Source organism: Pseudomonas sp. 21615526, from assembly GCF_013386245.1.
In the GTDB taxonomy this organism is placed as follows: Bacteria; Pseudomonadota; Gammaproteobacteria; order Pseudomonadales; family Pseudomonadaceae; genus Aquipseudomonas.
On record NZ_JACAOM010000115.1, the window covers coordinates 1 to 4,090 of the forward strand.

General features: G+C 61.0%; 4 protein-coding genes. 2 read left to right on the forward strand and 2 right to left on the reverse strand.

Translation table 11 applies throughout. The features are described from left to right. Positions 1-97: 97 nt before the first annotated feature. On the reverse strand, positions 98-490 hold the full coding sequence (locus tag HX786_RS26775; RefSeq protein WP_004371165.1) for a YbaN family protein: 393 nt from the start codon (positions 488-490) through the stop codon (positions 98-100). Between the two features lie 20 nt (positions 491-510). Then, positions 511-1,098 carry a YecA family protein gene (locus HX786_RS26780; protein ID WP_004371163.1) on the reverse strand — a complete coding sequence of 196 codons (588 nt, stop codon included), beginning with the start codon at positions 1,096-1,098 and terminating at the stop codon, positions 511-513. 276 nt (positions 1,099-1,374) lie between these two features. Between HX786_RS26780 and recQ the strand changes: the two genes are divergently transcribed. After that, positions 1,375-3,501 carry a DNA helicase RecQ gene (recQ, locus tag HX786_RS26785; protein ID WP_004371161.1) on the forward strand — a complete coding sequence of 709 codons (2,127 nt, stop codon included), beginning with the start codon at positions 1,375-1,377 and terminating at the stop codon, positions 3,499-3,501. 121 nt (positions 3,502-3,622) lie between these two features. After that, entirely contained in the window at positions 3,623-4,057 is a 435-nt protein-coding gene (locus HX786_RS26790; RefSeq protein WP_004371158.1) for a MarR family transcriptional regulator, read from the forward strand. Positions 4,058-4,090: the final 33 nt, after the last annotated feature.

Consider the following 4,090-nt stretch of genomic DNA (forward strand, 5'->3'; position numbering starts at 1 on the left):
CAAAAAGGTGGGACCGGCCTGACTCGCGAATACGGTGTGTCAGCCGATACATGTGCTGACTGATCCACCGTATTCGCGAGCAAGCCCGCTCCCACATTTAGTCCTGCGGTGCCTTGGGCAAGGTCTTCTGCCGCAAAATATAAACCGTCACCAACACCGCACTGGTCAGCATGAACCCTCGCGCCCAGATCAGCGGCACCAGGTAGCAGGAAAACCCGATACTCACCCACATCAACCCAATGGCATACACCTTGCCCTTGAGCGGAATCCCGTTGCCATCCAGATAGTCACGAATCCACGGCCCCAGGCGCGGGTGTTCCACCAGCCAGTGGTAGAAGCGCGGGGAGCTACGGGCAAAGCAGGCGGCAGCCAGCAGAAGGAAGGGGGTAGTGGGCAGCACCGGCAGGAAGATGCCGATTACCCCGAGCGCCACGCTCAACCAGCCGATGGCCAGCAGAACGTAACGCAGGATCACGGAACGGTTGCCCATGGGCGCCACGGGCAAAGGTCTTAGTGGTGGCGAGGCTTGAGGATCGCCGGCTTTTCGTCAGGTGCGTTGCACAGCAGGTACAGGGCGGTCAGCGCTTCCGGGATCTGAACGATCATGTCGTCCATCAGGTTGGCGTCGGCGGCGATGTCGGAGAACTCAGGTTGCTCGTCGAACAGGCCGGAACCGACCATGATCGGCAGCAGCATTTCGCTGACTTCTTCTTCAGCCGTTTCGAACCAGGCCTCTTCACGCAGGAACACGCCTTCCATGAAACCGATGCACCAGCCGCGCAGTTCGGAGTCGTCCGGGTCTTCGCCCAGGTCCAGGTCGCAAGGCAGTTCGAACTCTTCATCGGAAGCCAGTTGGCGGCCAATGTGAGCCTTGAGGGCCAGCAGGGTCGATTCGATTTCTTCGCGCTGGGCGGCATCACTGTAGTGAGGCTCTTCGGAGAACAGGGCGTCGATCCATTCACGGTCGGGAACGACATCGGAGCATATCGACAGCGCGGTCAGATAGCCGTGGGCGGCCACGTAGTCCAGCGCCTCGTCGTGCAGCTCATCGGCATCGAGGAAGGCTTGCAGGCGGGTTAGTTGCTCAGCGAAGGACATTGACGGACTACCTTGGGAATAAACGATGGGCAATTCTAGGCTTTCTTGAGCTGCCAGGCCAGCCGCAGCACAGATTTGAGAGGTATTTGAGCCCGGCGGCAATTCACCAACGGCACCCTTTGCCGGGTAACGCTCGGGTATACTGCCGCGTTTTGTGATGCCCCTGCAGGCCAAGCGCCAGTCGCGGGAAAAGTTCGCTTACGGATTATTTCCCGCTCAAGCGTGCTTTTTCGACCAGCCTGTACAGAGGGATTTCGGCGATATTTGGAGTTTTTCATGCTCGAGCAGGCTCAACGCGTCCTCAAGGACATCTTCGGCTACGACAGTTTTCGTGGCCGCCAGGGTGCGATCATTGAGCGCGTGGCCAACGGCGGCGATGCCCTGGTGCTGATGCCTACCGGCGGCGGCAAGTCGCTGTGCTTCCAGGTACCGGCACTCCTGCGGGAAGGGCTTGCGGTGGTGGTGTCGCCGTTGATCGCCCTGATGGACGACCAGGTGGCCACCCTTGAAGAGCTCGGCGTGGCGGCCGCTTCGCTGAACTCCACCCTCAGCGCCGAACAGCAGCGTGACCTCGCCGCCCGGATCAAGCGCGGCGAAGTGAAGATGCTTTACCTCGCCCCCGAGCGCCTGGTGCAGCCACGGATGCTGGCGTTCCTGCAGAGCCTGGAAATCGCCCTGTTCGCTATCGACGAAGCCCACTGTGTGTCCCAATGGGGCCACGATTTCCGTCGTGAATACCTGCAACTGGGCCAGCTGGCGGAACTGTTCCCCAACGTCCCGCGCATCGCCCTGACCGCCACCGCCGACAAGCGGACCCGCGAAGAAATCGTCGAGCGCCTGCACCTGCAGAACGCCGAGCGCTTCCTCTCGAGCTTCGACCGGCCGAATATCTTTTACCGCATTGTGCCCAAGGAACAGCCGCGCAAGCAGTTGCTGGCGTTCCTCTCCGATCGGCGCAGCGACGCCGGCATTGTCTATTGCCTGTCGCGCAAGAAGGTCGATGAGGTCGCCGCATTCCTCAGTGAACAAGGATACCCGGCACTGCCGTATCACGCGGGTTTGCCCAACGAACTGCGGGCCTACCACCAGAAGCGCTTCCTCAACGAGGAAGGCCTGATCATGGTCGCCACCATCGCGTTCGGCATGGGCATCGACAAATCCAACGTGCGCTTCGTGGCCCACATGGATTTGCCCAAATCCCTTGAGGCGTACTACCAGGAAACCGGGCGTGCCGGCCGTGACGGCCTGCCGGCGGATGCCTGGATGGTCTACGGCCTGCAAGACGTGGTGATGCTCAAGCAGATGCTGCAGAACTCCGAAGGCGACGAGCGCCACAAGCGCCTGGAACAGCACAAGCTCGACGCGATGCTGTCGCTGTGTGAAGAAACCCGCTGCCGTCGCCAGACCTTGCTCGCCTACTTCGACGAAGACATGCCCAAGCCCTGCGGCCACTGCGACAACTGCGTGGACGGCGTGCAGACCTGGGACGCCACCGAGCCGGCGCGCCAGGCGTTGTCGGCGATCTACCGCACCGGTCAGCGCTATGGCGTCGGCCACCTGGTGGACGTGTTGCTGGGCAAGGACAATGAAAAGATTCGCAGCTTCGGCCACGAAAAACTCTCGGTCTACGGTGTGGGCAAGGCTCGCGCCGAAGGTGAGTGGCGCTCGCTGTTCCGGCAGATGGTCGCCCGTGGCCTGGTGGACATCGACCTGGAAGGCTACGGCGGCCTGCGCCTGAACGACAGTTGCCGGCCGCTGCTCAAGGGCGAAGTCAGCCTGGAGCTGCGCCGCGACCTCAAGCCGCAAACCACCGCCAAGAGCAGCACCAGCCAGGCCAGCCAACTGGTGCGTTTCGAAGAGCGCGAACAGTGGGAAGCCCTGCGTGCGCTGCGTAAGAAGTTGGCGCAGGAACACAGCGTGCCGCCTTACGTCATCTTCCCGGACTCCACCTTGCTGGAAATGCTTCGCGACCATCCCACTACCCTCGGCGAGATGGCCAGGGTCAGCGGCGTCGGTGCGCGCAAGCTGGAGCGTTATGGCCAGGCCTTCCTCGAAGTGCTCGGCGGCCAGGTCGAGGCGCCGAAAGAGGTCGCCGACATCCGCCACGAGTTGATCAGCCTCGCCCGTGCCGGCATGACCCCGATCCAGATTGCCGGGCAGCTGCAGTGCTCGGAAAAGAACGTCTACACCTTGCTCGCCGAGTCCATTGGCAAGCAGCAGTTGTCGTTGGAGCAGGCCCTTGATCTGCCGGAAGATTTGCTCGGTGAAATCCAGGATGCATTCCTGGATGGAGAAGGCGAATTGCCACCCGTTTCCGAGATTGCGCCGCTGTTTACCGGCCGCGTTCCCGAGGGTGTTTTGTACTGCGTAAGGGCCGCTTTGCAGTCGGAATTCGAGATTTGATGTGCCAATTACGACAATGTAACGAATCAGTACATACCGGGTCTTGCCTACTGGCATGGGTCATGCTTAGCTGACTAATAATTAGCCACACTTTATTTTCAGTCTAATCCATGAGTTTTTTATGCCGTTAACCGATCAACACCGTTTTGGCATGCAGTTGGCGCATATGTCCCGAGGATGGCGTGCCGAGCTGGATCGCCGCTTGGCAGGTTTGGGACTGTCCCAGGCACGCTGGCTGGTGCTGCTGCACCTGGCCCGTTTTACCGAACCGCCTACCCAGCGTGAGCTGGCGCAGAGCGTCGGGGTAGAGGGGCCCACCTTGGCCCGTTTGCTCGACAGCCTGGAAAGCCAGGGCCTGGTGCAACGCCAGGCCGTGGTGGAAGACCGCCGCGCCAAGCGCATTGTGCTGTGCGACACCGCGAAGCCGCTGATCGAGCAGATCGAGACCATCGCCACGGCCTTGCGCCATGAGCTGTTTGTGGGTGTCGATGAAGAGGATCTGCGGGTGTGCATGCGGGTGCATGAACACATCCTCGGAAATCTCGAGAAGTCCTGATCCCAGGTACACAGAAGATCAAAAATGTGGGAG

Excerpts from the sequence above, each read along its gene's own strand:
- recQ (WP_004371161.1), top strand. The coding sequence starts at position 1,375 with ATGCTCGAGCAGGCTCAACGCGTCCTCAAGGACATCTTCGGCTACGAC.
- HX786_RS26775 (WP_004371165.1), bottom strand. The coding sequence starts at position 490 with ATGGGCAACCGTTCCGTGATCCTGCGTTACGTTCTGCTGGCCATCGGC.
- HX786_RS26790 (WP_004371158.1), top strand. The coding sequence starts at position 3,623 with ATGCCGTTAACCGATCAACACCGTTTTGGCATGCAGTTGGCGCATATG.
- HX786_RS26780 (WP_004371163.1), bottom strand. The coding sequence starts at position 1,098 with ATGTCCTTCGCTGAGCAACTAACCCGCCTGCAAGCCTTCCTCGATGCC.